A 22,499-nucleotide genomic window follows, 5' to 3' on the forward strand; every position below is an offset into this window, starting at 1 on the left:
GGCGGCGTGTACTCGATATCCAGAGGACGCCCTAGTGACGTATCGCGGCCACCGCTGTGCGGGCGAGGTGCTCGGCCTCGGCCACCGCGCCCGCCGACTGCATCCGGGTATCGCTGTACGAGACACGGACGATGACATTGGCCTCGCGTACCAGCACGGTCGAATTGTTCCGGTAGGCCTCGGCGCCGAGACCCGGCACAGGACTCCAGCTCCGGCCTTGGCCACGGCCCATGAGGCTCTGGAGCCGGCCGTGGGCCGCCGCTTCGCCGGTTTGGGGGGACTTGAGGTGTCCCCACTGCCACCGCTCATAGCCGAGCCTGAGGGACGCCGCGTCGTTCTTGGCCTCGCACACCTCCTGCTCCACCAGCACCCGCTCCCACGGGTCCCGCACGGGGATGGCACCGGGCAGTAGCCGGCGGGCCGGTTCAGCGAGGACCTCACAAGGGTCGGGGACGCCGGCGAATTCGGTCCTGCCGGGCCACCAGGGCGCGTTCCACGGCCGGCCGGCGAGGAGGGTGCCGAGGAGCAGGAGCAGGAGTATCCCGATACCCGTGCGGAGCACGATTCGGCGTGCCCTGCGCTGTCCGCGCGAGAGCTGGCCGGACGGTTCCGGCAGTGTGGTCGGCGTCATGATCGTCCCCCGTCGGCATCTGCGGCCGCGAACCTACCATCAGATGTTCACCGGGAGCCCACGGTATCGGGGCCTGGGGCCTGGGGCCTGGAGCGTGGGACGAGGGCGGAGCGAAGCCCGTCAGGCTCTGACTGTGACCACGCCCCGTGAGAAGCGGACGCTGAAGGTGACCCGTGCCGGTTGTGGTGCTGATCTGGCCCACATAGGCGCTGATCCTGCCGCGGGTGTAGGCCTGGGCCTCGGGCTTCCCCAGGAGGCTGCTGTCCGGGCGTAGGCACGGGCAGGGGCCCGATCGCGCCCCTGCGAGGGCTGGGCGGCGCTATCCGGCAGGCGGCGCTGCGGTCGTCTTGCGGAGAACGCCTATCTTGTCGATGCGGTGCTCGGGATTGCCCTGGGCATCGCTCCAGAAGTTGCCTTCGGCATGGTCTTCCGGGGTGGCGCAGGTCGAGATCGTGATCATGGCCTGGGTCGGGGGCACACCCGGCTTTCCGGGGACCGCGGCGCGCTGCTCGCTCAGCGAGCGTTCTGACCGGAAGGACGTCTTGCGGCTCGCGATGATCTCGTACGTGTACACCACATCGCCCACGGTCACGAGCACCGAGTCGCCGTTCACCACGGCGGGCAGGTCCCGCAGCGGGCCGCCCGCCGACAGGCGGTGCGCGGTGACCAGGAAATTGCCCGCCTGGCCGGGCCCGACTCCGCCATGCTTCCCGTACGGGCTGGCCGCCACACCCTTGTCCTGAATACGGGTGCCGGGCGCATCGTCGGTGGTGCCCTCGTACGGCATCACGCGTAGTCCGGTGATGCCCACCGAGGGTATGGACAGGACGGAGACCTCGGTCTGCACGGACGCAACCGGTGGCTCGGACGGCCGCGCGGCGGTGGTGGCCGGGGCCGAAGCGGGTGCCGCTGCCACCGTCGGCGGTGCGGGAGCCGCCGCGCCGGCGGCAGCCTGAGTGGTGCTGCAGGCCGCCAGCAGGGCGACTATGGCGCCAGCCGCCACGGCGGATGCGGCTCGGGACGGGAAGTGCAGGGGCATGGGGCGGTTTCCGTACTGATCGGCGGGCTCGTCGGGGCAGGGGCGCGAGCCGGTTTGCCCGCCAGAGTGACATACGGAGCAAGAGGTTCATAAGGGCCGGACCTGTGACCTTCGTCCTCCCCGGGAGGGCACGGGGCAGCGCGGCGTGGACCGGTCAGGACGTCGTGACGGTCAGGACGTGGTTGCTGTGAGGACGCCGATCTTGTCGATGCGGTGTTCGGGGTTGTTCTGCGCGTCCCGCCAGTGATTGCCTGCCGCGTCGTCCTCGGGTGTGAGGCAGGTGGTCACCGTGATCATCGCGCGGGTAGGGGCGGCGCCGGGGAAGCCGGGGACAGCGGCGCGCTGCGCGGCCATGGAGGACTGGGAGCGGAATGAGGTCGTCCGGGTCGTGGTGATCGTGTACTCGTACGTCACACCCCCGGAGGTCACGACGACGGACGCACCATTCGGCAGTGATGGCAGCGCCCGCAGTGGCCCGCCCGCCACGATGCGGTGTCCAGTGACGATGTAGTTGCCTACATCGCCGGGGCCGACGCCACCGGTGGGACCATGCGGGCTGGCGGCCACGCCCTGGTCCTGGATTCGAGTGCCCGGCGAGTCGTCGGGGCTTCCGTGGTAGGGGACGACGGGCAGCCCGGACACGCCGATGGCCGGAATCGACAGCACGGCTGACTGCGGGAGTGCCGCTGCGGCCGGCCCGGTCGCCGCCGCGGGCGCGCAGGGCGCCGTCATCAGGAGGGCGAGGGCGGCGCTGGTGAGCACCGCCGACACGGCATGGGAGGCGAGGAACGCGCGCTGGGACATAGCGGTATCCCTGGTCGGCCGGGCCGCGCGGGGTCGGACAGGCCCGGTTGGCCCTTCCAGGGTCGCACTACGGGCCGGGTCCGGCAGGGTGGCGGCCGACATCAGACCGCACTCCTCGCGGCTCACCACGGCCGACCGAGCTGGGCACTGCTCGGTCGATGCCCTCCCGCTCCGCCCGTGTGTGAGGGCCGCCGGTCAAGGCGGGCGGAGCGGCCGAGGTCCCCAACACCACTTCGCGCATACCGGCCTGCCGGATGGCCCGGCTGCGGCACCGTCGTTTTCAGGCGGCTCCGGGCCACGGGCCGCCTGAGCGTGTGGTAATGCGGGGAGGGGCGTTCTAAGCAGTCGCGAGACCTGGATGACGGAGGAGTTCGGCACATCCCACACGGGCGCGGTCGAGGCAGTGCTTGCTGACGGCACCGTTTTCCTGGGAGATCCTCCGGGTCTGGTAGTGCTCTGCCGCCGTCCCATCACGGAACTCCAGCTGATAGGTGTTGTCATCCCTCAGCCGCACCTGGACGTACCAGTCGCCGTCCGCCTCATCGTCGACTCGCTCGACGATCACGAAGGCGTGTCCCCGACCGAGGTTCGCCACCATCCGGCTCAAGGCTGGCGGCTTCGGGTTCCTCACCAGCCGACCGTGTTCATCTCTCGCTTGCAGCATGGCCCGATCGTCGCCCCCGGTCTGACACCACACGAACCGATGCGTCAATGAACTCATGAGGACAAGGCGGCCCTCCTCGCATGCGCCGAGCACCCGACGACCACCCAATCGCGACGGTCCCTCGAGCACCAAGCCCCAGAGGATTACGACGAAAGCCACTTACGCGTCGGGGTGTTCCGGCAGGGCGAGCCAGTCCGACCAGGAGATCTCGCCGTCCGCGCCGGCCCTCTCCGGTGGGCCGATGTAGACACAGCCGAGCAGTGCTGTCTCCGCGGCGTCGAACAGCGCGTAGTTGAAAGACTGGTGTGCGGCGATCTCGTTCTCGTGCCGCAACAGGTCGGCCTCGTAGGTCATGGTGGCCGCGGGCATCGGGGTGCCAGCTCATAGCGCCCGACGTAGCAGCGCGCGACCGACGCGGGCAAGGCCTGGCGCCAGACTGTTTGCCTGGGTCATACCCCCAGATCCTTCGTCACGGGCAGGCACTCGGTGAGCAGGTCGACGACGTCGCGCCAGGCTCGCTGTGCGTGCTGTGGGTGGTAGCCGACGCCGGGGACCGTGGGGTGGCCGACCGGTGGGTGGTGGAAGGCGTGCAAGGCTCCGCCGTAGACGGTGAGGCGCCAGTCGACGCCTGCGGCCTGCATCTCGGCGGTGAACGCGTTCCGTTGCGCGGGCGGCATGATCGGGTCTTCGGACCCGACCCCGGCCCACACCGGGCAGCGAACGTGCGCTGCCTCGCCCGGCCGGCCCGTGGTGGTTGCGTTGACGGTTCCGATCGCGCGCAGGTTGACGCCATCGCGCCCGAGTTCCAGTGCGATGGCACCCCCGGTGCCGTAGCCGATGGCGGCGATCCGATCGGGGTCGGTCCGCGCTTCGGTGCGCAGCACGTCGAGCGCCGCATGGCCGATGCCCCGCATCCGGTCGGGATCGGCGAGCAGCGGCAGGCAACGGGCCAGCATCTCCTCGGGGTCGCTCAAATAGCGCCCGCCGTGAAGGTCGAAGGCCAGCGCTACGTATCCCAGCTCGGCGAGAGCGTCGGCCCGGCGGCGCTCGACGTCGCTGAGCCCCATGCCCTCCGGCCCGAGCAGTACCGCGGGCCGGCGGTCTACACCGGCCGGGAGCGCGAGGTGCCCGATCATCGTCAAACCGTCCGCCGGGTACTCGACCGTACGCGTCGTAATCGTCGTCATGAGACGGGACCGTAGTGATCGTCGAGCCCGGTCCGGCCGCTGTTCTGCCGCTGGCAGAACAGCGCGGGTATCCCTCCAATCGGTCCTTTGCGCGAGCAAGATCGACAGCGGGTGCTGGGCACGGCGTCGGAAACCGCTTTGGGCGCAGCTGGCAGAAATGTCGCCTGACCTGCGGTTTTTTGTCAACTGGATCAGTCAACACCACCAGGGCGACATCACCCGCGGCTGCGAGACGGCGGCCGACACCATCGTGCCGGTCTCCGACGCCGACCTGGACGCGCTGCCGCTGCCGCTGCCGACGGCAGCGCGTTTGATCGTGGCGTTCGTGCCGGCCGCCTCGATGGACCTGATCCAGATCGGCGCTTCCTACTACCTGGCCGCCGAAGGCGTCGCCTCGGAACCCTACGAGCTCCTGCGCCAGGCCCTGGAGCGCAGCGGTGGTCGGCGCACCCGCCCGGGCCGCCGGGTGACGCTCGGTCGCGGCCTGCGGACTACGGAGCGTCCAACTGGGCCTTGCTGTGCGCGTAGAGAACGCGCTCGCACACGAGGCCCAGGCACGGTGCCGACTTGTCGTCGTCGATGGCGTCGGCGTTCACCGCCGGACCGTAGTGCTCGGAGACCGACCACAGGCGCTGCGCGCCGCGTTCGTAGTAGAGGTCCTCGGCGCCCGTGGCGGTCTTGATGGCGCTGCCGTTGGAGACCAGCACGCCGTTGCTCCACTTGTACCGCCACAGGTTGCCGGGGTCGTTGTGGCCGGCGCTCTGGTTGACGTACAGGGCATCGCCGATCGCCAGGGCGCCCTGGGCTCCGCCATTGGCCATCGGCAGGTAGTTGGCCCAGCCCTGGGCCGGTACCTCACCGGAGCGCTTCTCCAGGTCCTTGACCGGGAAGGAGGCGATGCGGCCCGGGGAAGGGTACCCGCTCTCCGGACGGCAGTACTCGCCCATGATCAGCCGGTCCGGGTCTTGTTGCGGTCCAGCGACACGTAGGACGCCTTCGGAGCGCCGGTGCTGACGCACTTGAACGATCCCACGGGATTGGCCTGGTCGGCCTTGAACTTCCATGCCGCCACCTGCGGCATCACATAGCGGTAGCCGAAGCTGTACCAGACGTTGTTCTGGCGTCCGATCTTCGTCTTGTCCTGGACGTTCGACGTGGTCTTCACCCCGTCGGTGTCCGCGCCCATCACGTCACCGGCCTTGCCGTCCCCGTTGGGATCCAGGTCCATGATGCTCTCCATGTCGAAGACCCGGATGCCGTTGCGGGTGTCGGCGACGTAGAGGTAGTGGCCGTACCAGACCATGCCGCCGGCGTGCAGGCCGTTCTGCATGTCCACGTTCGGGTCCGGCTTGGTCGAGCCTTCGGCGGAGTGCACCCCGTCGAAGGAGATGTGGTGGGAGTTGTTCTCGTACGCCCAGCCCAGCAGCACGTGGCGGTACTTCACCGTGCCGTCGGCCCGGCGCTGCACGAAGGAGACGCGCACGCCCTTCTGGTTGCAGGCGTCGTTGGCCTCCAACTCGTCAGGGTTGCAGTCGCCGACGTCGTTCCCGTTGCTGTCGCGGCCCGGGTCCCAGTTGTCGTAGGACGCGTAGAGCTGGATGTTCGTGTCGTTGGCGACGCCGTACTTCTCGTCGGCCGCGGCGTCGGAGACGCCGGTCATGGCCTGCGGGATCCACTCGCGCGAGGTCGAGTCGTCGTTCTCCAGACACGCCTTGAGGGCCGGATCGGGTGCGGTCCCGAACGGATCCCGGCTGCACGACGTCGTGTTCACGGTGCGGTTGGCATCGGCGAGAAGCTTCGAGACCCCCGACTTGGGGAGTACCGCGTCAAGGCGTGCGACGCGGTCGGCTGTTGTCCCGTTCATCGCGCCGGCCTGCAAGGTGAAGTCCGAAGGGTCGGCCTTGCCGCCCGGGTTGGTCCATGCCAGGGTCCCCACGGGTGTGGAGTCGGCCGCTGTCTGCGGATCCTGGCGCCACGATTCGGGCAGCGGCGCAGGGGTTTCCTCGGCGTGGACGGGGGCCGACAGCCCGGTCAGGGCCAGCGTGACTGCGGTGGCGGCCGTCAGCCACGCCCGGCGTATTCGGTTGGGGAACGTGCGCCGGGACATGGGTGAGGACATGCGTGTTACCTCCGTTGGTGCTGTTGCGGCAGCTGAGTCCGACGAAGGCTGTCAGGGCACTTGAAGGGAAAGCAAGGGTGATCGGTGGGCCAACCACATACACCCACGCGAGATGGGGGTCGTTGTCACGGAACCTCCGGTTCCGGGATGAGGCTCTAGGTCACGCGGGGCCCAAACGCGCGCCGTTGGCCGTCCGCGGAGCAGCCGCAGCCGTTGCGGCCGAAGGCCCCGATGCAGGATCCCGAGACGAGGCCACCGACGTAGACGCGCCAAAACCCTTCCGTGAACCGCTACTCCAACGCGCTGAAGCCCGGCGGAGTAGCGGTTCACGGAAGGTCAGGCGGGTCGTGTCGCGTAGCAGAAGAAGTGCTCCTCGGGCCCCGCGAGGGGATCTGCGGGTACGAAGGACGACGTGTGGTGGTGCAGCACTTCGAGGCCGGCCGCCGTCAGCTGCAGCAGGTGTTGCTCCGCGGACAGGCTGCTGACGGTCACCGGATGGCCCATCCACTCGATGTCCAGCTCCCGGATGTCTCCCGGAACCGTGGCCAACACGAGGTGCCCGCCCGGCACGATCCAGGACGCCATCCGGGCGAGGGCCGCAGCGATGTCCGACTGGTCCATGACCAGGAGCGGGAAGAAGGAGCACACGGCGTCGAAACCGACGGCCTGCGGGACGTACGTGCGTACGTCGGCCTGCTCGAAACGCGCCCCTGGAACCCGGGCACGGGCCGTCTCGACCATGGCCGCCGAAACGTCGATCCCGGTCACGGCGTGCCCGGCACGGGCGAGGGCCTCCGCCGTGGGCCTGCCGGTGCCGCTGCCTACGTCCAGTACCCGGGCTCTGGCGGGCAGCCGCCCCAGGAGCCAGTCCAGGGCCTCCAGCTGCTCGGGCACGGAACCGAACAGGTCGTCGTATCGCTCACCCAGCGCGTCGAACACCTCGGCCGCGCTCTTGCGTCGGGTCATGTCTCCTCCTCGTCAAGGCTGTTGCCACGCTACCGGCGGACTCCACCCGGCACCCCTGCTCTTTCCCTATTGCGGTCGCCCGCCGTTCGGCGTGGTCGGGCAGGTCAGCACACCGTCGATCACGTAACATCCCTGCTGCTTGAACCAGTTGAGGATCTCCAGGCTGGCGTCCGGGGTGAAAGGACGCTGGTTGTCGTTGACGCCGCAGTCTCCGGTGCACACCACGGGGTTGCCGCTCTGCCGTGCGTACCCGGACGAGTCGGCGTGGGTCCGCATCTTGTTCACCCAGTCGGCCTTGACGTCCAACTGCGCCCCGAATTCCCCCGTGCCGCACTCGTCCCAAGAGACACTCCCAGGACGCTGACCTGCCGTCCACCCTAGGAACGGGGCCCATGGCGCGAAGCGCGGGCCCAGGATCGTCCGATCGGGGCCCGGCCCGGCACGGGTGCCGGCTTTGAGGACCACTGCCCGATTTTGAGGTGGTGTCAGCGGGTGTGGTGCTGGATTCCCCGCTGGCCGGGAAGGCTGCTCGGCCGCGGCGTGGCCGTACGTCGATGCGTGGCCCGGTGGCGTCGGGCGGGGAAGGGGTTGCGCCGGGCGGGTGCGCTGGGGGCCAGGGCCAGCAGGCCGATGAGAGCGGCGACCGCGACGAGGATGAGGGCGGTGATGAGGGTCAAGTTCCTGCCTTTCGTCGGGTTCGGACTGCCTGTCGTTACTTCTTGTTACCGAAATGTCCGCCTGTAAACACGTACGGTGACACCTGGTGCGATGGAGGTAGGACGCCGTGTGGGACCTGCTGGGGCTGGATGACCGGCCCGGGCCGCTTGCCATCGCGGGCTACAGCGGGTTCACCTGCCCGGGAAGCCCGGCCGCGAAGCGTAGGTACAGGGCCGTGTCCTCGCCGCGTACTTGAGCCTGGGCTCGGCTGAGGATGTGCGCCACGGTCTTGCCTCCGCGGCGTTGGAAGCCGTTGACAGACTGGTCACCCAGGGCGAGATCCGATGACAGACGTACGCGCCGACCGTGTCTGGCTCTTCGGCTTCCTGCAGGACTCCGGCACCCGGCCGAAGTTCTGGGAGCGGGTCGCCGACGACGTGCCCTGGACGGTCCAGGGCACCCATCCCCTGGCGGGCCGCTACCACGGCTAGCAGGAATTCCTCGACGCGACGTTCCGGCGCCTGGCGGGAGTCCTGAAGGACGGGGCCAGGCTGGAGGTCGAGCACGTACACGTCGACGGCGACATCACGGTCGCCGAGCTGTACTCGACGTCGACCACGAACGAGGGCGCTCCGTTCGCCAACCGCTACTGCCGGGTGTGTCGCTTCGACGGCGACACCATCGTGGAGGTGCGGGCCTACTTGGATTCGGCCATGGTGGCCTACACCGTCCTGCGCAACGAAGCAGGGCAGGCGCAGTAGGCGCAGCCGGCTTCGGCGCTCGCCTGCCCGTGCCGGCGAGAGCCGAAGCGGGGCGACAGGGATGGAAAGGGGGCCGGGACCGAGGGGACCGCAGGGCGTCAGGCGTTCGGATCGAAGGGGATCCCGGCCGGTTTGGCCTCGGCCAGGTGGGAGGCGAAGGAGTCGTCGCGCAGGCCGAAGTGCGCGCTGCCGAAGTCGGCCTGGCTGAGCTTGTCCCGGAGGTGCGCGGGATAGCCGTCCCAGCCGACCAGCGTGGGGAACTGCCAGGCCGAGCGGTGGTTTTCCGGGGGCTCGTCGTTCGTGTTCGCCGCCCGGAAGCAGTGGGTGCTGATGCCGTCCTTGTGGTAGACGATCTTCGGGTGGTTGCCGTCCCAGCGGATCTGGTCACGTGCGTGGACGACGAAGTCGCCGTGCGCCGACGTCGACACGTACTTTGCCTCGCCGGCCTGGCTCCAGACCACGACGTGCTCCCAGTCGTGGCGGTGGCCGCCGAGGCTGATGCCGGGGAGGGCCTGGTCCTTCTCGAAGTAGAGCGCGTACACGACCGCGCACCAGCCGTTGTTGCACTTGGCGCGGGAGTAGCCATTGGTGTTGGCGAGGTCCGAGGCGTCCCGACAGTTTCCGTCGAGCGCGCCGGTTGGCTTCAGTCCGCCGTTCAGCTCGCCGGTCGAGCCGATGGCGGGCGTCGGGTAGCAGCCGTCCGTGTCGTAGTCGTAGGCCGGCTGGAACGATGATTCCAGGGCGGAGGCGTTGCCGGGCAGGCCCGGGGGCGGGGCCGCGAAGGCGGCCTGGGGGACGGCGACGACCAGGGCGAGAGCGGCTCCGACGACGGCAGCCGATTGCCGGATGCGATGACTCGTCCGCATGCGAGGTCTCCTGGGGGCGTGGGGGAAGCGAGGACCGGCGGGACCTGCCGGTGTGCGCCCGCAGCATCATTGGCCAGTTGGGGCGGGGCGGCAAGGGGGCGGCGGTGCCGGTTCAGTTGGCTACGCGTGTCATCAACTCACTTGTCATGAAAGCAAGTTGACTCTCGACGTGGTCCGGTGGCGCATACGGGTGCGGAGCCGGTGGCGCCGGCGTGGTCGCCGGCCGCCTCCCGCGCCGGAACCCGGGTCGGTGTCGACTGCCTGACGTTCCAGCGCGTACGGGGCCGGGCTCTTCGCTGTGCTCAGTCATCGAGCCGTCGCCGGCTGACGCCGGGCAAGGCTCGACGGCCCATGGATGCGAGGGCGGTCGCGATGCGCCCGGGAGGGACCGATGGGAGGACGCGGGCAGGGCACACGCCGGGGTCTTCTGTAGGGGTCGGTGCAGCACTGACGAATGGCCCCCACCCCCTGGCGTCCGCCGCACCACCGTGCGGAACCCACGGACCGTGTCGTGTTGGAGGACGCATCACCCGTACGCTCGCCGCCGCCGGTCTGACCCTCGCAGGTGTGGCTGGGCCGGCGCGGAGCATCGCCTGGACTGGGAGGCGATGGGCGAGCAGGACCTGGACGACGGTGGGGAGGACCAGGCGGAGGCTTGCCTGAAGGGCGGGACGGGCACACGGGCGAGGTGGAGGCGAGGGCTGTCCCGCTGCCGGAGACGGTCACCACGCGGTTGGAGCGTCTGGAGGAGGAGATCGACAAGCTGACCGAGTCCTCCCCGGTCACGGCGGTACGGGCGGCCCGTCGGCTGGAGATGGTCGTGGAGCGGGTCGGCTACTGGGCTGCCCGCGGCACCGCCGCCGACCTGGACACCGCGCAGGCAGCCGTCCACCTCGGGCTCGACGAGGATGCGGCTCGCAAGCTGATGGCCCGCTTCGGGGGTTGGAGCCCGTACCGCTGACCCGGCCATTACCGGGGCGGGTGCGGCGAGTACCGGAGCTCCCCGGTGTGCTGGTGGGATGCGGGGCTCGTTGGTGTCCAGTTTCGTGGCCGGCCGCGGTGGTTGCCGCCAACCGGCGGCATGGGGCATTCCCTTCGAGCGAATGATGTGTCTGCGGCTGGGCCGGAGGTGCTGCGCAGGCCGAAGGGAAGAGTGCGGACCCTGTAGGGCCGTACGGCAGGTCTTGGAGGACGTGCCGTGGGTGCTGTGTACACGTATGAAGGAGACATCGCATGATGCGTGTTCTGAAGGGCCTCGCGCTCGCCCTTGCTGCCGGTGCGGTGGTCGTCGGTGGGGCTTCTGTGGCCTCGGCCGACGCTCACGCGGACGCCGTTGCCGTTGGCTCCCCGGGCGTCCTGTCGGGCAACGTCATCCAGGTCCCGATCCACATCCCGATCAACGTGTGCGGCAACTCGATCGGGGTCGTCTCCCTTCTCAACCCGGCCGTCGGGAACACCTGCGTCAACAGCTGATCCCGCTGACAGCAAGCTCCGCGCGAGCGGAAGCTGCTGCTTGCCCGTGCCCGGCGTGGCTCGTGCCGTCCGGCACCAGCCACGCCGGGCCTACGAGGTAGCGGGTTCTGTGGCGCCGTCGTACGCGGGCCGGGTACCTCGCCGACCTGCAGCAGGGCGACGCCATCACCGCCAGGGCCCCCGGGGTCAGCACTCGCTGGTACAGGTACGTGGGGTGGCCCATGAAGCGGGGGCGGGGCGTTGGGGGATTACGCCGGGGCGGGGCAGTTGGTGTTCAGGAGTCTTCGGGGTCGTCGGGGCTGCCGGGCTTGCCGACAGGCACGTCCAGGAGTCGCCACGCGGTGAGCGCGATCCTGGCCCGTGTCAGCCCCGTGGGTTCGGTGAGTTCGATGCCCAGGGTCTTCGCGATCTGTTCGAGGCGGCGGGAGATGCTGCTGTGGTGCAGGTGGAGCACCTCGGCGGCCCGGCGCAGCGACCCGGTGGTGCAGTAGGTGTCCAGCGTCTCCAGATCCTCCGAGTTGCCGGCGATGCGGGCGATGGCGGCCACATCGGCGTTCTCCCGCGCGGTCTCCGCGGGCACCTCGGCCAGGAGCGCCAGCGCGCCCAGGTCGGCGTGGCGGATGACGGGTTCGCGCGGGGTCGTGAAGCGGAGGGCGGTGCGCGCCTGCCGCCAGGACCGGTCGGGGCTGTCGGCGGCGCCGAGGCCCGCGCGCACGTCTGCCGGGAACCGGTCCGGGTCCACGAAGGTGGCCAGGATGACGCCGACGTCGGCGAGCGGCGCCGCCTTCACGGCATGGGCCGGGCAGATCAGGGCGCCGATCCGTTCGAGCGGCAGCTGCGAACGCACCGCGACGACGTGGAGGGGCAGGCCGGCAGCAAAACCCAGGAGTCGAAGGGCTCGGGCTCGGGCCGCGTCGTCGCCGTCCGAGCTGATCGCCAGTTCGACGAGGGCGGGGTCGGCCATGGTGGTGCGGGCCGGGCCGTACCGCTCGGCGACGGCCGCCGCGGCGATGGCGAGCCTGTCGAGGAGCACTTCGTCGAGCGGGTTGGGTCGACCGGAGCGTTCCAGCCACACCCTGCCGATGTCCTCCTCGTCGAGCGTGATCGGCGCCGTGGTGGACGCGGGCGCCAGCGGGGCGGACGCGGGCCTGCCGTCGGGCGAGATGCGGGTCGCTCGCCCGGCGCCGTGGAGCCGTATGCCGGCCACGCACTCGGCCAGTCCCGCCGAGGCCCGGGCGAGCGCCGGGAGATCCACCCGTCGGCGCATCAGGGTGTCGTAGAACGCGACGATGCGCATCGCCCCGTCGACATACGGGTCCAGTCCCGACAGCCGAACCGCCAGTGCTTCCATGGCAGAAGGATAGAAGGACGGGGGTGCGCCGACCGGTGCGTGATCGGGGCGGGATGCGCGACGGATGGCGGATGCCCCGCCGGGTGACGACCGTGAGGATGGTCGCCATGGACCCCGAACTCGAAGCATTCATCCCGTTTCTTCCGCAACTCGACATGACCGAACCGGTCACCGCGCGCAAGGACTTCGCCGAGCGTGCGGCTGCAGCGCCGGCACCGGACACCTCGGACATGGAGGTCGAGGACCGCACGGTGTCCGGCGATCCGGACGTGGCGGTCCGGGTGTACCGCCCGCACCGGGCACAGGGCGCCGTCGTCTGGCTGCACGGCGGCGGGGGAGTCTTCGGTGACCTGGACACCGAGCATCCGTGGGCCGCTCGGGTCGCGTCCCTTTCCGGGGCCGTGGTGGTCTCGGTGGGCTATCGCCTGGCGCCCGAGAACCCGTTCCCGGCCGCCTTCGACGACGCCTACGCCGCGCTGGCCTGGACGGCCGAGCACGCCGGCGAACTCGGCATCGACCCGGCGCGGATCGCGGTCGGCGGTCACAGCGCGGGCGCGAACCTCGCGGCCGCGGTGACGTTGCGGGCGCGTGACGAGCTGGGACCGGCGATCCGCTTCCAACTGCTCAACCAGCCGGGGCTCGACGACCGGCAGGAGACGTGGTCGGCGCGGACCTTCACCGACACGCCCTGGTTCGACCGCGACAAGATCTCCGCAACGTGGCGGCACTACCTGGGCTCCCGGCCCGCCACACCGTACGCCGCCCCCGCCCGGGCCGCCGATCTGTCCGGGCTGCCACCGGCCTACATCGCCACCGCGGAGTTCTGTCCGAACCGCGACGAGGGCATCGCCTACGCGCTGCGCCTGATGCAGGCGGGCGTGTCGGTCGAGCTCCACCAGTGGCCCGGCACCTTCCACGGATCGCAGGCGCTTCTGTCCGCCGAGGTGTCGCAGCGGCAGAACGCCGAACTCGGTGCTGCTCTGCGCCGCGCCCTCGCCCCTTGAGCCGTGCGCACGTCGAAAGGCACGGGGAGCTTCCCCGCCGCCTGCACTCATTGATCGCGAAAGGACGACTGTGTTGAAGATCCGACTGATGATGTGCGGAAGCATGGCCGCGCTGAGCGTCTGCGCGGGCACGGTGGCGGCAGCTCCCGCGCCCGGCGAGACGAATACCGTGACGGCCGGCAGCGCGAACCCGTCGTCCCCCTTCAGCCCCGCCCAGCTGAAGTCCGCCCTGAACGGTGTCCACCGCGCGGGTGTACCGGGGGTGTACGCCGAGGTGCGCGACGGCGGCCGGACATGGCGGGGCGCTTCCGGGATCGCAGATGTCACCACCGGCCGTCCCGTCACGCCCGACATGCGGCAGCGCGTCGGCAGCATCACCAAGACCTTCACCGCCGCCGCGGTCATGCAGCAGGTCGAGCAGGGCCGGATCCGTCTCGATGCGCCGATCGGCGACTACCTGCCGCAGCTGGTGCCGGGAGATCGGGGCCGGAACGTCACGGTGCGGATGCTGCTCAACAACACCAGCGGCATCCCCGATTACATCAGATACGCCTTTCCGTCCCTCCAGACCGGCTCGCCCCGGAGCCTCGACGACAACCGGTTCAGGCAGTTCCGCCCGGCCGAGCTGATCGAGTTGGGCCTGAACGCGCCCCCCACCGGCGAGCCCGGAGGCCCCACCGGCGTGTACTCCAACACCAATTACCTCCTCCTCGGCCAGCTCCTGGAGCACGTGACCGGTACCCCGGCCGAGGAGTACATCACCCGGAACGTCATCCAGCAGGCCGGCCTGCGGCACACAGGGTTCCCGACCGGGCCGCGGATCCAGGGGCCGCACTCACGGATGTACGAGGCCCTGTGGGGGCTGCTCGACCCGCCCCGCGACTACAGCGTCTACAACATGTCCTGGACGGGGACGGGGGCCGCTCTGGTATCGACCACGGATGATCTCAACCGTTTCTACCGCAAGCTGCTCGACGGCGAGATCGTGAACCGGTCATCGCTGGAGCAGATGCAGCGCACGGTCCCGGTCATCGCCCTGGACGGATCGACGATCCAGTACGGCCTCGGTCTGCACAAGGTCGACATCCCGGACTGCGGTACCTTCTGGGGCCACGACGGTACGGTCTGGGGGGCCGGAACGATCTCCCTGACCCGAGCGGACGGCGAGCGTCAGATGTCGGTCGCCGTCAACCTCCAGAGGTGGAACGCGCCGGATTCCTCGGGGAAGCCGCAGCACCACCCCATCGATGACGCGCTGAAGACGCTGTACCGGCAGGCGATGTGCGGCGATGGTCAGGCCGCGCGGCAGTAACCGTCCGGGGCGAGCTCGAGGCGGCCGGGGCTGGGTGACGCAGATACCGAGGGCACGCCGCGCCGCAGGGTAGAGCGACCCGGTGTGGCCGACAACTTCGGCCACGCGGGGCGCGCTTGCCCGCTTCGGCGGTGGGGGGCATGCGGTTACCGCGGGCCCCCGCCCCGGCCCGCTGACCCCGTGCCGCCCGGTGCCCGCCGATGTCGGTGAGCGCAGCGCTTCTTCTGGTTAGTACCTGTGTCAGAACCGATGACCCGTGACGTCCCCTGACGAGTGGGCCGTGGCGCGCTCTTGCATGCTGGAAACGGGAGTTCACCCTGTTCCGGGAAGGGGGCGTTCGTGAGGATCGGGTCCGTGAATCGCCCTGCACGTGTTGCTGTCATCGGTGTCGGCATCCTCGGAGCCAGCGTGGGCTGGAACCTGTCCAGGCAAGGTGCCAAGGTGGTCTTCATCGACGCAGGCCAGCCTGGCGAAGGCGTCACCAACTGGTCTTTCTCGTGGGTCAACGCCATCAGCAAGACCGCACGCAAGTCCTACTTCGACCTGAACGTCGCGGGCATGGCGGCATACCGCGAGCTTGCCGGGACCATCGGGCCAGATTCGTGGTGGTATCCCAGCGGCCACCTGCGCTGGGCAGACGAGCCCGCGGCGGAAGCGAAGCTTCTGAAAACAGCCGAACTGCTGGCCGGCTGGGACTACCGGGTCGAAGTGTCCACGGGGGCCGAGGTGCGCCGCAGCCTCGAACCTGCTCTCACAATGCCCGACGAGGTTCCAGTCGTGTTCTACCCCGACGAAGCCTGGGTGCACGGACGTCATCTCGTCGGCCGCCTGGTCGGCCACGCCGTTGCATCCGGCGCCGAGCTCCGGACTGGCACCGCGGTCTGTGACATCGGCACCGGTGCCGATGGAAGCATCCGGACAGTTGCTCTTTCCGACGGAAGTCGTCTCGACGTCGACATGATCGTGAACGCGGCAGGCCCCAGAGCCTCCCACGTCGCCGAGTTCGTCGCGCGGCACTTGCCGGTGCGCCAGGAACCGGGCGTCATCACCCGGATCGGCTGTACCCAGGTCCCGGTTCACCGAGCCGTGCACGCGCCTCACATCGAAATCCGTCCTGACGGAGACGCTTCGGTGGTCCTCCACAGCCGCGAGATCGACGCGCTTATCGACTTCGGCGAGGATCCGGCGCAACTCGCATGGCTGCCCACCGCTCCATCCCCGCCGGCGGGTTCCCCTCGGTGGGGGCAGTGCCCTCCGTGCCGGGCTACTACGAGGCCGTCTCCCACAGCGGCACCACGCTCGGGCCGGCAATTGGCCGACTGCTTGCTTCGGAGATCCTCAGCGGGATGAGAGAGGAGATGCTTGCGGACTTCCGCCCGGAGCGGTTCCCCCGGTGACAGCCCCAAGCGTCCTTGTGGCGGATAGCAAGCTCACGCAGTGCGATGGCGGCAGCCCCGTCACTGGCTGCACAGACTGAGCATTGAGTGGGGCCTCGGGGGTGCGGACCCACGCGGAAGGGACGTCGCCCGGGGAAGAAAGGCTCCAGATCAGGTCGCGACTCTCGCAAGTACCCGTACCTGTGGCGTTCATGGCATGTGTGATGTACCGAGGTTTCGCCTGGGTTAGCAGCCGTGGTCGTACCGAGAGGTTCGTTTGGTGGTCGAACGAGGGCTCCCGGTCGGGTGGTCTTCCGGTGGCGCGGGCATGAAGACATGGCCTCCTGCGCAGCTTCGCCGGCACCGACTCCGGCGGGTGGTCGGCTTCCGGCTCCGGCCCGGACAGGGCCTCGGTCAGGTCCAAGTGGGCGGATGGCCCGTCGCTCCAGTAGCGCCGCCGGGTCACCGTCGCCACGGTCCTCGCCGTGGAGTCGGAGATCCTTGTCCTCGACGAGCCATCCTCCAACCTGGACCCGGCCTCGTGCCGCGAGCTCGTCAACATCCTGCGCTCCCTGGTGTCACCATCCTGATGGTCACCTACGGCCAGCCGTACGCCCTGGGGCTCTGCCCGCGCCCGGTCATCCTCAGTGAGGGCGTCATCGCCGCCGACGGGCCGACGGGCGGGATCGTCGCCGACGAGGAGCTCATGGCCCGGCATCGTCTGGAGCTGCCGTTCGGCTTCGTGCCGAGCTCCGCGGCCTGACTTTGGTCCGACCGGCTGGATGTGCCGGTGGGTCGTGCCGGGGTGCTCCGTGCGGCGGGGGAGTCGAGGCTATGAAGGGAATCGAACTGAATCGGATGAAAGTTCGCCATCCGGTCATTCCAGAACATCAACCTCAGGAGTCGCATGATGCGCCCCATTCGAGCGGCCTGCCTCGGCACGGCCACGCTGGTCACCCTCCTCGCCTGCACCCCCGTCGCAGCCGCCGCGACGGACACCGGTTCTGCCCAGGCCAGGGACAAGGGCCGGATCATCACGGTCCTGGCCGAGGTGCAGCAGCTGACCCGCTTCCCCGTCACCCCCGGCAGCGTCTCGCAGGGCGATGTGGTCGTCGTCCGCTCGGACCTCTTCGACGAGGCGCACAACAAGGTCGGCGAGACCCACGGCACCTGCACCACCACCCGGGGCGGCGCCGATGAAGCGGAGCAGTGCATCGTGACCTACACCCTCCCGGGCGGCCAGCTCACCGTGCAGGGGATGTACTTCAACTACCTCGACCAGGGTCCCTTCGACAACGCGATCACCGGCGGCACCGGGAAGTACGAGAAGGCTCGCGGCTCGGTCCACTCCGACACGATCGCCACGGACCCCAAGGTCGTGAGGCGCTTCACGATCCACCTCGTCTGACGGACACCGACGTCCACCTGACCCCGGAATCCCGCCTTCTCCCCTCGCGTTGCACGATGGGAGGCGGTCGTACGCTAGGAAATGTGGGTCAAGAGGACGTCCAGGGCGGCTCACCTTTCAGATCGTCAACGCACGGACGACATGAGTGGGTTCGTGGTGCTTCCATGCAGGTGGGTAGTGGAGAGGACGCTGAGCTGGCTGATGCGCGCGGCGCCTCCTCCGTCGGCGCAGTGGGACCCCCTGCTTGCCTGACCGCGCGCAGGACCCGCCGACGGTGACCGCCGGGCTGGGCAGACGTTGTTCCGGGTATGGACGACTACTTGCTGGACGTACTCCTCAACGGAGTCACCGAGCCGCGTCTGAAGCTGACCGGCGGGGACTCACCGAGCAGCCCCGCGATGGTCCTCCCCGGGCTGCTCGCTGACGCCGAGCAGCCCGAGGAGATCCGTCAGGCCGCCGTGGAACTCCGCTTCCACATCGGGTCCCGGCTGGCCGTCCCTCTGTAGGAATGGTCCTCTTCGTGGTGGTCAAGAGGACGGTCTCGTAGGCGACGGCGACTCCCGGCAGCCCCGACAAGCAAGCCGCTCCCATGCAGCACAGCCTGTGCTGGCGTCGCGTGCTTCCCCCACGAGGCTTGGACTCTGTTCTCCCCGTACGGAGTCGCCATCGCGGCGCCCCTGGCCTCGTCCTGGTCCGGCCGGACGTGGTGGCCGAAGTCAGCGCTGATCGGGCTGTAGACCGGGGCGGGGTCTTCCGGCATCCGCTGAGGTTCGGCCGGCTGCGCCTGGATATCGAGGTGGAGGACGTGTCCCGGTTCGAGGTGGGGCAGGCCGCGGCTGTGGGGGCGAGGCGCGGGCCCATGCATCTGGGGGTGGATCACCACGCAGGTGCCGCCCACCCCTTGCCTTCGGCCCAGGGTCGGCCTTCGTGCGGTCAGCGTCGGCGGAGGCAGCCTATGAGGCTGGCGGCGCTGATGGCGACGGCGAGGGGGTCGGCGAAGTGCTCCCTGTAGAAGGCGAGACCCACGGCTGCGGTGACCGTGATGGTCAGGGCGGCGCGGGCCGAGCGTCGCAGGCAGGCGCGCATGGGGATTGAGGCCCGGTCCGGTGTTGCTTCCGGCGTGGAAGGGGCGGGGGTCGCAGCAGTCGGCATGGCGGGCGGTTCCTTTCGTGGGCGGCACGCTGTCCTTACCGGGTTGGCTCCTGTCGCGCGTCATTGCGTGATGTGGGGATGACGAACGCCCGCCACGGGATCGGCACATGGGTTAGCCCCGTGAGTCCGGCACCTGCCCGCCACGGGATCGGCAGTCAATGGCTGCGACCAGCATGTTTACCGGCACGGGGTCCCGCGCGGCCCCCGCAATGCGGTGTGTGGGGGCTGCGCTGACCCCGGTTGCTATCGCGCTGATCACGCCCGGTTGCCTATCGCCCTGATCTCCAGTGGGACGGCTGCTCCGTGCGGCCGCGCACAGCCCACGCAGGGACGAACTCCTTCCTCGCGTACGCGTTGGCGGCTTGGGCGGTGTGCCCCCAACTCGCCCTGAAATTTGAGCTATTAGCAATAGACAGGGTTCTTCGGAATCCTTCCGGCATGGCTCGGCGGCCGGGCCGAGCGATGGGCGATGGGAGTGCGCTTCATGGTGCGTTCGGCGGGTGAGTTGTAAGACGAGTACGCGGCCGGTGCAGCCTTGGAGGTCAACCGCCCGGACGGGCGCCGGCCAGAGGCTCCTCCCCTGCCACGGGCCGGCCCCCCGATCGGCGGCCTAGCGCCTGTCCTGTCGATATGCCTGGCTGTGTAAAACCGGGTGCGGCCGGTCGCCGCGATGCTGTGAGATGCGGGACATGACGATCGTTCTGAACGAGCCCGGCGTCGATGGGCTGACCGAGGTCGTGGACGCCCTCCGCATATGGCAAGACGACCGCATGCCGCTGCAACTCCATCCGGGAGACCTCGGCTGGGCCTGGGCGCTGGGCGCGGAGAGGCTGGCCGCGGCCGTCCGTACCTGGAGCGTGGCGGGACGGATCGTTGCCGTCGGATACCTGGACGACCCTGATGTGCTGCGCCTGGCGACCGCGCCGGATCTGCGACAGGACGGCGCTCTGGCGCGCCGACTGCTGGCGGACCTCGACGATCCGGAGCGCGGGGTCCTGCCGCCCGGTAAGGTCGGCCTCGAAATCCCCAACGGCGCCCTGCTCCGCGAGGTCCTCTTGGAGGCGGGCTGGGTTCTGGACGAGCCGTGGACGCCGCTGCGCCGCGACCTCGCCGAGCCGGTGAAGGACTCCGGTCTACGGATCGAGGTAGCCGGTCCGGAGACGGCGGGGGTGCGGACCGCAGTGCATCGCTCGGCTTTCAGCAGCCCGGCGTTCACCGAGGAGATTTGGCACGTCCTCGCGGCCGGGCCGGTGTATGCCGACGCCCGCTGCCTGATCGGCTACGACGAGCAGGACAACGCGGTGGCCGCGGCGACGGTCTGGTCGGCCGGGCCCGGCAAGCCCGGCCTGCTGGAGCCGGTGGGCGTGCACGCCGACCATCGCGGTCGCGGCCACGGGACGGCGATCAGCGTCGCCGCTGCGGCGGTGCTGCGTGAACTGGGTGCATCAAGCGCACTCGTCAGCACCCCGACCTCGAACGCTGCCGCCGTCGCCGCCTACAGGGCAGCTGGATACGAGCCGTCGTCCGAACGGCTGGACGTCAGTCGAGCTGCCTGAAAATGATCAGACGGCGGTATCGGACAGGCTGAGTCGCGTCGCCGACCCTGGCTGGCCCGAACGCCCTTTGAGGACATCAGGCAGGTCGGCGTTCGATGATGGTCGGATGAATCGTCATGGTGAATTGACCGATGCGGATGGGCACTCACGTCCGCTCGGACGTCCAGGACGTAATTGATTCCGCGGTCGGTGAGCGCGGCCCGGAAGTGTGCGTTGGTGCCGTAGGCGGCGTCCGCCACCACGACCGGAGGCCCCATGTCCCACTCGGCCAGCGTGTCGAGCATGTCCAGGGCCAACCGCCACTTCTCACGATGGGTGACCTCGGACGTGACGCGGGTGGACGTCCAGCGATCGTCGTCCGCTTCCCATGATCGCGGCAGGAACAGCCTCCACTGCAGTGGGCAGGACGCGGTGTCCGTCGCGGCATGAACGCTGACCGCGACCTGGCAATTGGCGCGGTTGCCCAGGGCTCCGCAGTACTGCGGAGCCACCCCGACCGACATCCTTCCGTCCTTGGGCAGCGACACATCGTCGATGACCCACGCCGTCGGAGTGATGAGCTGCAGCATGCGTTCGCAGATCCGGCGCTGCACCGGCACCGGATCCCAGGAGGACTGGTTCACAAACTGCTGCAGGTTTTGCTCGTTGCCGTCCGGCAGCCGAGCGGCCATGGCCTGGATCGACTTTCGGCGGTCGTCCAGCATCAGCCCCCGCAGGTAACAGTCGCTCTTGGCCCGCTGGTCCTTGCGCCTCAGAGGGGCGAACACGTCAGCCACATGCGACGCCAACTCAGCCCGCACACGGTCCACTTCGCGCGAATCCACGCATCCGACATGCCCACCCACGAACAGCCCCAACCGGAGGACCTAACGGAGTCCTACTAGGGTCTGCCGTCAAAGTGATCTCACGTTGTGGATCATGGTTCGGGGGGCGTCGCCATGAACTGTCGGACGCTGAGTGGGAGCTCGTGCAGCCGTTGCTGGCCCGGCCCGGCTGGACAACCGGACGATCTGAACGGGATCGTGTGGACGTTCCGGACCGGGGGCGCGTGGCGGGACGTGCCCGACCGGCACGGGGCGTGGGTCCATGTGGCCTTGCCTCGAACGGGTCGCCTGGTTCAGGTTTGGATGCTGCTGTTGGTGCCGTCGTGGCTGTCCGCAGTGTCGTCGTTGAACCAGTAGTCGCCGGCGGCAAGGTAGCGGAAGGAGTGTGCGCTGTGGCGGGGGAGTATGACGGTCGCGGCACGCGTCCCGTCGCTGCGGGGTTCGAGTGGGTGGGCGGCGGGGTTCCAGTGGTTGAAGTCGCCGACCACGCTGACCGGCCCGTCGGGGGTGTGCTGGGGGAGGATGAAGGTGACCTGGGCACGGTTCTTCAGCTCGGCTGTGCATCCTCGCGGGTCCCGGGCCGGGGGCCGCGGCACGCGGCCGGGCCCAGCCTTGCAGGTCACCCAGCCGGACGGGAGCCGGCCACCGGTCACCTCCCCGGCCACGGGGCAGTGCGGTGGGGCCGGTCCCCGCTCGGCGACCGAGGGGTAGTCGTGCCGGGTCGCCCTGGTGGGACCTCCCCGGCGATCCGGGGGGCCGGGGCTATTCGGGCTGGCTGTGGCCGGGGCGGGTGATGGGGAAGAGCTGGTGGGTGCCGGTGAGTTCGAGGAGCTTGGTGACTTGCCGGTTGGGGGCGTGGAGGCGGATGCGCCGGCCGTGTTCCTCGGCGGTGAGGCGGGCTTGGAGGAGGGCATTGAGGCCGGACGAGTCGCAGAAGGTGAGATCGGTCAGGTCGATGACGACCTCGGTGGGACAGTCGGGCTGTGTGATCAGGGTGCGCAGCGCTTCTTGGAGGAACGGGACCCGGTCGATGTCCATCTCGCCGCCGACATGCACGATCACCTGCTGCTCCTTCTTCTCGACCTCTACCGGCGGAATGCCGTCCTGTGCGTCTCCCATCCGCTCAGGGTAGAAGGCTGACAGGGCGCTGACCAGGTTAAGAGTCCCGCCAGAATCGATTTCCTCCTCGTGGGGCCTTCAGATTCCTCCTCGAGGCGGTCACGGAAATCTATGCTGGCCGGAGTAGACATTGGGCTGTGGGCTGGCTATGGTTTCTCTCGTAGCCAGAAGGAACGAAGGGCCCGGCAGGGACGAACTGCCGGGCAGCAGTACACGAAGTACGGGTACTA

24 protein-coding genes and 4 pseudogenes are annotated in these 22,499 nt (G+C 69.4%); 11 read left to right on the plus strand and 17 right to left on the minus strand.

Annotated elements, in window-relative coordinates; genetic code table 11:
* Positions 1–31 precede the first annotated feature (31 nt).
* From ACE1OC_RS40690 to ACE1OC_RS40715, 6 genes and pseudogenes are all read right to left on the minus strand, one after another.
* The gene (locus ACE1OC_RS40690; RefSeq protein ID WP_407841305.1) at positions 32–631 is read right to left on the minus strand and encodes a hypothetical protein; all 600 of its coding nucleotides are present in this window, start codon (positions 629–631) and stop codon (positions 32–34) included.
* Between the two features lie 319 nt (positions 632–950).
* Complete coding sequence (locus ACE1OC_RS40695; RefSeq protein ID WP_407841306.1) at positions 951–1,670, minus strand: class E sortase; 720 nt, start codon at positions 1,668–1,670, stop codon at positions 951–953.
* 171 nt (positions 1,671–1,841) lie between these two features.
* Positions 1,842–2,474 (minus strand): sortase domain-bontaining protein, encoded by a 633-nt coding sequence (locus tag ACE1OC_RS40700; protein ID WP_407841307.1) that lies wholly within the window; start codon positions 2,472–2,474, stop codon positions 1,842–1,844.
* Positions 2,475–2,811: 337 nt separating this feature from the next.
* Positions 2,812–3,138, minus strand: a complete 327-nt coding sequence (locus ACE1OC_RS40705; RefSeq protein WP_407841308.1) for a hypothetical protein — start codon at positions 3,136–3,138, stop codon at positions 2,812–2,814.
* 159 nt (positions 3,139–3,297) lie between these two features.
* A pseudogene (locus tag ACE1OC_RS40710) lies at positions 3,298–3,504 on the minus strand (N-acetyltransferase); the annotation flags it as partial.
* 83 nt (positions 3,505–3,587) lie between these two features.
* On the minus strand, positions 3,588–4,325 hold the full coding sequence (locus ACE1OC_RS40715; RefSeq protein WP_407841309.1) for a dienelactone hydrolase family protein: 738 nt from the start codon (positions 4,323–4,325) through the stop codon (positions 3,588–3,590).
* A gap of 157 nt (positions 4,326–4,482) precedes the next feature.
* On the opposite strand from ACE1OC_RS40715, the pseudogene ACE1OC_RS40720 reads away from it, so the two are divergent.
* Positions 4,483–4,752 (plus strand): annotated as a pseudogene (locus tag ACE1OC_RS40720) (Ku protein); the annotation flags it as partial.
* Between the two features lie 64 nt (positions 4,753–4,816).
* On the opposite strand, the gene ACE1OC_RS40725 reads toward ACE1OC_RS40720, so the two are convergent.
* The 5 genes from ACE1OC_RS40725 to ACE1OC_RS40745 form a co-directional block, all read right to left on the minus strand.
* Positions 4,817–5,272, minus strand: a complete 456-nt coding sequence (locus ACE1OC_RS40725) for a hypothetical protein (protein ID WP_407841860.1) — start codon at positions 5,270–5,272, stop codon at positions 4,817–4,819.
* A gap of 2 nt (positions 5,273–5,274) precedes the next feature.
* A complete protein-coding gene (locus ACE1OC_RS40730) occupies positions 5,275–6,444 on the minus strand; it encodes a hypothetical protein (RefSeq protein ID WP_407841310.1) in 1,170 nt (389 codons plus the stop codon).
* 336 nt (positions 6,445–6,780) lie between these two features.
* A complete protein-coding gene (locus ACE1OC_RS40735; protein WP_407841311.1) occupies positions 6,781–7,410 on the minus strand; it encodes a class I SAM-dependent methyltransferase in 630 nt (209 codons plus the stop codon).
* A gap of 66 nt (positions 7,411–7,476) precedes the next feature.
* Positions 7,477–7,716 carry a hypothetical protein gene (locus ACE1OC_RS40740; RefSeq protein WP_407841312.1) on the minus strand — a complete coding sequence of 80 codons (240 nt, stop codon included), beginning with the start codon at positions 7,714–7,716 and terminating at the stop codon, positions 7,477–7,479.
* Between the two features lie 179 nt (positions 7,717–7,895).
* Complete coding sequence (locus ACE1OC_RS40745) at positions 7,896–8,087, minus strand: hypothetical protein (RefSeq protein ID WP_407841313.1); 192 nt, start codon at positions 8,085–8,087, stop codon at positions 7,896–7,898.
* 324 nt (positions 8,088–8,411) lie between these two features.
* On the opposite strand from ACE1OC_RS40745, the gene ACE1OC_RS40750 reads away from it, so the two are divergent.
* Positions 8,412–8,558, plus strand: a complete 147-nt coding sequence (locus ACE1OC_RS40750) for a hypothetical protein (protein ID WP_407841314.1) — start codon at positions 8,412–8,414, stop codon at positions 8,556–8,558.
* Between the two features lie 368 nt (positions 8,559–8,926).
* Here ACE1OC_RS40750 and ACE1OC_RS40755 read toward each other — a convergent pair whose 3' ends face one another.
* Positions 8,927–9,694, minus strand: a complete 768-nt coding sequence (locus ACE1OC_RS40755; protein WP_407841315.1) for an NPP1 family protein — start codon at positions 9,692–9,694, stop codon at positions 8,927–8,929.
* Between the two features lie 655 nt (positions 9,695–10,349).
* Between ACE1OC_RS40755 and ACE1OC_RS40760 the strand changes: the two genes are divergently transcribed.
* The gene (locus ACE1OC_RS40760; RefSeq protein ID WP_407841316.1) at positions 10,350–10,655 is read left to right on the plus strand and encodes a hypothetical protein; all 306 of its coding nucleotides are present in this window, start codon (positions 10,350–10,352) and stop codon (positions 10,653–10,655) included.
* Positions 10,656–10,927: 272 nt separating this feature from the next.
* Positions 10,928–11,167: a chaplin gene (locus ACE1OC_RS40765; RefSeq protein ID WP_407841317.1), complete on the plus strand. Its 240-nt coding sequence runs from the start codon at positions 10,928–10,930 to the stop codon at positions 11,165–11,167.
* Positions 11,168–11,441: 274 nt separating this feature from the next.
* Here ACE1OC_RS40765 and ACE1OC_RS40770 read toward each other — a convergent pair whose 3' ends face one another.
* Positions 11,442–12,518: a helix-turn-helix domain-containing protein gene (locus tag ACE1OC_RS40770; RefSeq protein WP_407841318.1), complete on the minus strand. Its 1,077-nt coding sequence runs from the start codon at positions 12,516–12,518 to the stop codon at positions 11,442–11,444.
* A 107-nt stretch (positions 12,519–12,625) separates the two neighbouring features.
* On the opposite strand from ACE1OC_RS40770, the gene ACE1OC_RS40775 reads away from it, so the two are divergent.
* From ACE1OC_RS40775 to ACE1OC_RS40800, 6 genes and pseudogenes are all read left to right on the plus strand, one after another.
* The gene (locus tag ACE1OC_RS40775) at positions 12,626–13,522 is read left to right on the plus strand and encodes an alpha/beta hydrolase (RefSeq protein WP_407841842.1); all 897 of its coding nucleotides are present in this window, start codon (positions 12,626–12,628) and stop codon (positions 13,520–13,522) included.
* Between the two features lie 73 nt (positions 13,523–13,595).
* On the plus strand, positions 13,596–14,834 hold the full coding sequence (locus ACE1OC_RS40780; RefSeq protein WP_407841319.1) for a serine hydrolase domain-containing protein: 1,239 nt from the start codon (positions 13,596–13,598) through the stop codon (positions 14,832–14,834).
* Between the two features lie 354 nt (positions 14,835–15,188).
* Positions 15,189–16,184 carry an NAD(P)/FAD-dependent oxidoreductase gene (locus ACE1OC_RS40785; protein WP_407841320.1) on the plus strand — a complete coding sequence of 332 codons (996 nt, stop codon included), beginning with the start codon at positions 15,189–15,191 and terminating at the stop codon, positions 16,182–16,184.
* 478 nt (positions 16,185–16,662) lie between these two features.
* Positions 16,663–16,973 (plus strand): annotated as a pseudogene (locus tag ACE1OC_RS40790) (cobalt ABC transporter ATP-binding protein); the annotation flags it as partial.
* 144 nt (positions 16,974–17,117) lie between these two features.
* On the plus strand, positions 17,118–17,618 hold the full coding sequence (locus tag ACE1OC_RS40795) for an allene oxide cyclase barrel-like domain-containing protein (protein WP_407841321.1): 501 nt from the start codon (positions 17,118–17,120) through the stop codon (positions 17,616–17,618).
* Positions 17,619–17,926: 308 nt separating this feature from the next.
* Complete coding sequence (locus tag ACE1OC_RS40800) at positions 17,927–18,124, plus strand: hypothetical protein (RefSeq protein WP_407841322.1); 198 nt, start codon at positions 17,927–17,929, stop codon at positions 18,122–18,124.
* A 427-nt stretch (positions 18,125–18,551) separates the two neighbouring features.
* On the opposite strand, the gene ACE1OC_RS40805 is transcribed toward ACE1OC_RS40800, so the two are convergent.
* Entirely contained in the window at positions 18,552–18,770 is a 219-nt protein-coding gene (locus ACE1OC_RS40805; RefSeq protein WP_407841323.1) for a hypothetical protein, read from the minus strand.
* A gap of 689 nt (positions 18,771–19,459) precedes the next feature.
* On the opposite strand from ACE1OC_RS40805, the gene ACE1OC_RS40810 reads away from it, so the two are divergent.
* Positions 19,460–20,326 (plus strand): GNAT family N-acetyltransferase, encoded by an 867-nt coding sequence (locus tag ACE1OC_RS40810; RefSeq protein WP_407841324.1) that lies wholly within the window; start codon positions 19,460–19,462, stop codon positions 20,324–20,326.
* A 131-nt stretch (positions 20,327–20,457) separates the two neighbouring features.
* Here the strand turns inward: ACE1OC_RS40810 and ACE1OC_RS40815 are convergent.
* From ACE1OC_RS40815 to ACE1OC_RS40825, 3 genes and pseudogenes are all read right to left on the minus strand, one after another.
* A pseudogene (locus ACE1OC_RS40815) lies at positions 20,458–21,150 on the minus strand (IS701 family transposase); the annotation flags it as partial.
* Positions 21,151–21,443: 293 nt separating this feature from the next.
* Positions 21,444–21,746, minus strand: coding sequence for an isoamylase early set domain-containing protein (locus ACE1OC_RS40820; protein WP_407841325.1), 303 nt, complete (start codon positions 21,744–21,746; stop codon positions 21,444–21,446).
* 166 nt (positions 21,747–21,912) lie between these two features.
* Positions 21,913–22,269 (minus strand): STAS domain-containing protein, encoded by a 357-nt coding sequence (locus ACE1OC_RS40825; RefSeq protein ID WP_407841326.1) that lies wholly within the window; start codon positions 22,267–22,269, stop codon positions 21,913–21,915.
* Positions 22,270–22,499: the final 230 nt, after the last annotated feature.

The sequence above is a fragment of the Streptomyces stoeckheimensis genome (genome assembly GCF_045822005.1).
GTDB classification, from domain to species: Bacteria; Actinomycetota; Actinomycetes; order Streptomycetales; family Streptomycetaceae; genus Streptomyces; species Streptomyces stoeckheimensis.

Bases quoted from the DNA above. Each gene is read 5' to 3' on its own strand.
- ACE1OC_RS40770 (WP_407841318.1), bottom strand. From the start codon at position 12,518: ATGGAAGCACTGGCGGTTCGGCTGTCGGGACTGGACCCGTATGTCGAC.
- ACE1OC_RS40700 (WP_407841307.1), bottom strand. From the start codon at position 2,474: ATGTCCCAGCGCGCGTTCCTCGCCTCCCATGCCGTGTCGGCGGTGCTC.
- ACE1OC_RS40705 (WP_407841308.1), bottom strand. From the start codon at position 3,138: ATGCTGCAAGCGAGAGATGAACACGGTCGGCTGGTGAGGAACCCGAAG.
- ACE1OC_RS40765 (WP_407841317.1), top strand. From the start codon at position 10,928: ATGATGCGTGTTCTGAAGGGCCTCGCGCTCGCCCTTGCTGCCGGTGCG.
- ACE1OC_RS40795 (WP_407841321.1), top strand. From the start codon at position 17,118: ATGATGCGCCCCATTCGAGCGGCCTGCCTCGGCACGGCCACGCTGGTC.
- ACE1OC_RS40715 (WP_407841309.1), bottom strand. From the start codon at position 4,325: ATGACGACGATTACGACGCGTACGGTCGAGTACCCGGCGGACGGTTTG.
- ACE1OC_RS40810 (WP_407841324.1), top strand. From the start codon at position 19,460: ATGACGATCGTTCTGAACGAGCCCGGCGTCGATGGGCTGACCGAGGTC.
- ACE1OC_RS40755 (WP_407841315.1), bottom strand. From the start codon at position 9,694: ATGCGGACGAGTCATCGCATCCGGCAATCGGCTGCCGTCGTCGGAGCC.
- ACE1OC_RS40730 (WP_407841310.1), bottom strand. From the start codon at position 6,444: ATGTCCTCACCCATGTCCCGGCGCACGTTCCCCAACCGAATACGCCGG.
- ACE1OC_RS40825 (WP_407841326.1), bottom strand. From the start codon at position 22,269: ATGGGAGACGCACAGGACGGCATTCCGCCGGTAGAGGTCGAGAAGAAG.
- ACE1OC_RS40695 (WP_407841306.1), bottom strand. From the start codon at position 1,670: ATGCCCCTGCACTTCCCGTCCCGAGCCGCATCCGCCGTGGCGGCTGGC.
- ACE1OC_RS40750 (WP_407841314.1), top strand. From the start codon at position 8,412: ATGACAGACGTACGCGCCGACCGTGTCTGGCTCTTCGGCTTCCTGCAG.
- ACE1OC_RS40690 (WP_407841305.1), bottom strand. From the start codon at position 631: ATGACGCCGACCACACTGCCGGAACCGTCCGGCCAGCTCTCGCGCGGA.
- ACE1OC_RS40805 (WP_407841323.1), bottom strand. From the start codon at position 18,770: ATGCCGACTGCTGCGACCCCCGCCCCTTCCACGCCGGAAGCAACACCG.
- ACE1OC_RS40725 (WP_407841860.1), bottom strand. From the start codon at position 5,272: ATGGGCGAGTACTGCCGTCCGGAGAGCGGGTACCCTTCCCCGGGCCGC.
- ACE1OC_RS40775 (WP_407841842.1), top strand. From the start codon at position 12,626: ATGGACCCCGAACTCGAAGCATTCATCCCGTTTCTTCCGCAACTCGAC.
- ACE1OC_RS40800 (WP_407841322.1), top strand. From the start codon at position 17,927: ATGGACGACTACTTGCTGGACGTACTCCTCAACGGAGTCACCGAGCCG.
- ACE1OC_RS40735 (WP_407841311.1), bottom strand. From the start codon at position 7,410: ATGACCCGACGCAAGAGCGCGGCCGAGGTGTTCGACGCGCTGGGTGAG.